Source organism: Tenacibaculum sp. MEBiC06402 (genome assembly GCF_049239625.1).
GTDB lineage: Bacteria > Bacteroidota > Bacteroidia > Flavobacteriales > Flavobacteriaceae > Polaribacter.
Genome location: NZ_JBMKKT010000107.1, coordinates 1 through 2,500, shown reverse-complemented (window position 1 = coordinate 2,500; position 2,500 = coordinate 1). Strand labels below are relative to the sequence as shown.

General features: G+C 43.0%; 2 tRNA genes and 2 rRNA genes (1 of these 4 cut by a window edge). All 4 read right to left on the bottom strand.

What is annotated here, in order from left to right:
- Positions 1-43, bottom strand: a 23S ribosomal RNA gene (locus ACOSP6_RS16825); it reaches 2,745 nt to the left of the window's first position.
- A 176-nt stretch (positions 44-219) separates the two neighbouring features.
- Positions 220-293: transfer RNA gene (locus ACOSP6_RS16820), tRNA-Ala, on the bottom strand.
- A 96-nt stretch (positions 294-389) separates the two neighbouring features.
- Positions 390-463: transfer RNA gene (locus ACOSP6_RS16815), tRNA-Ile, on the bottom strand.
- A gap of 78 nt (positions 464-541) precedes the next feature.
- Positions 542-2,063 (bottom strand): 16S ribosomal RNA (locus tag ACOSP6_RS16810).
- Together the 16S and 23S rRNA genes with 2 tRNA genes alongside form the textbook arrangement of a ribosomal RNA operon.
- Positions 2,064-2,500: the final 437 nt, after the last annotated feature.

The window sequence follows — 2,500 nt, the reverse complement described above, 5'->3', positions numbered from 1 at the left end:
TGAAAGCCTAGGCATCCGCCATACGCCCTTATTTAGCTTATTGTACTTTTTGCTTTGACTTAATGTCAAAACGAGCTCTTTATAATTCTTTATAAAAATATTTTGTTAGAATTTAATCTAACTCTCTATCTTGATTCTTTACGATATCATTTTACCAATATGTCAATGAACTTTGTCAATTAATTAATTCGCTAATTCGCTAATTAACCAATTAGTTTGTGGAGAATACCGGAGTCGAACCGGTGACCTCTTGCGTGCAAGGCAAGCGCTCTAGCCAGCTGAGCTAATCCCCCATTACTAGTAGTTAGTAGTGAGTAGTTAGTATTCAGTAGTTTGAAACTAGCTAAACTACATCCTCAACTTCTAGAATTTCCTAATCTTAAAAATAGTAGTCTTGGGCAGGCTCGAACTGCCGACCTCTACATTATCAGTGTAGCGCTCTAACCAGCTGAGCTACAAGACTATTTAAGATCTTAGTCTCTTTTATAAAATTAACAGCAGAGTAAAATAACCACTTTTGTAACTCACCATCTTTCTCTAGAAAGGAGGTGTTCCAGCCGCACCTTCCGGTACGGCTACCTTGTTACGACTTAGCCCTAGTTACCAGTTTTACCCTAGGCAGCTCCTTGCGGTCACCGACTTCAGGCACCCCCAGCTTCCATGGCTTGACGGGCGGTGTGTACAAGGCCCGGGAACGTATTCACCGGATCATGGCTGATATCCGATTACTAGCGATTCCAGCTTCACGGAGTCGAGTTGCAGACTCCGATCCGAACTGTGATATGGTTTATAGATTCGCTCCAACTCGCGTTGTGGCTGCTCATTGTCCATACCATTGTAGCACGTGTGTAGCCCAGGACGTAAGGGCCGTGATGATTTGACGTCATCCCCACCTTCCTCACGGTTTGCACCGGCAGTCTCGCTAGAGTCCCCAACTTTACTTGCTGGCAACTAACGATAAGGGTTGCGCTCGTTATAGGACTTAACCTGACACCTCACGGCACGAGCTGACGACAACCATGCAGCACCTTGTAAAGTGTCCGAAGAAAAATCTATCTCTAGACCTGTCACTCTACATTTAAGCCCTGGTAAGGTTCCTCGCGTATCATCGAATTAAACCACATGCTCCACCGCTTGTGCGGGCCCCCGTCAATTCCTTTGAGTTTCAATCTTGCGACCGTACTCCCCAGGTGGGACACTTATTACTTTCGCTTAGTCACTGAATAATTCCAACAACTAGTGTCCATCGTTTACGGCGTGGACTACCAGGGTATCTAATCCTGTTCGCTCCCCACGCTTTCGTCCATGAGCGTCAGTATATACGTAGTAGGCTGCCTTCGCAATCGGTATTCTAAGTAATATCTATGCATTTCACCGCTACACTACTTATTCTACCTACTTCCGTATAACTCAAGTCAACCAGTATCAAAGGCAGTTCCATAGTTAAGCTATGGGATTTCACCTCTGACTTAATTGACCGCCTGCGGACCCTTTAAACCCAATGATTCCGGATAACGCTTGCACCCTCCGTATTACCGCGGCTGCTGGCACGGAGTTAGCCGGTGCTTATTCTTACAGTACCGTCAAGGTCCTACACGTAGGACTGTTTCTTCCTGTATAAAAGCAGTTTACAACCCATAGGGCAGTCTTCCTGCACGCGGCATGGCTGGTTCAGAGTTGCCTCCATTGACCAATATTCCTCACTGCTGCCTCCCGTAGGAGTCTGGTCCGTGTCTCAGTACCAGTGTGGGGGATAGTCCTCTCAGACCCCCTACCTATCGTAGCCATGGTAAGCCGTTACCTTACCATCTAGCTAATAGGACGCATAGTCATCTTGTACCAATAAATCTTTAGTAAGAAAGTGATGCCACTTCCATACACTATGGAGTATTAATCTTCATTTCTAAAGGCTATCCTCCTGTACAAGGCAGATTCTATACGCGTTACGCACCCGTTCGCCGGTCGTCAGCAGAAAAGCAAGCTTCTCCCTGTTACCCCTCGACTTGCATGTGTTAAGCCTGCCGCTAGCGTTCATCCTGAGCCAGGATCAAACTCTTCATTGTAAAATCTTTAATAATTTTAATGAATAAGTTTCAAAAGAATTTAACTTACAGAGAAGTTATGTGTTATTCTACTCTTTAATTACGCTGTCAATTTCAATATTATCAATGAACTTCGTTAACCTTAATATTTAGTCTATCTCAACCAAAATCGCAATCAACTTAATCTTTGTAAAGACATCAGAATCGAACTGATTAACTTAAATTGTTATTCCAAAATCTCTCTATGAACTTCGCTTCATTTCTGAAAGCGGATGCAAATCTATAAACTATTTTTAATCTGACCAAAACTTTTTGAAGTTTTTTTTGAATTAATTTCTAGTTTATAATTTCAATGAACTAGTCTCTCACTTTTATAAAAAAACGCTCAATATAAAATTGAGCGTTTTTTATTTAAAAGAAAGGCGACGACCTACTCTCCCACCAGTGGCAGTACCATC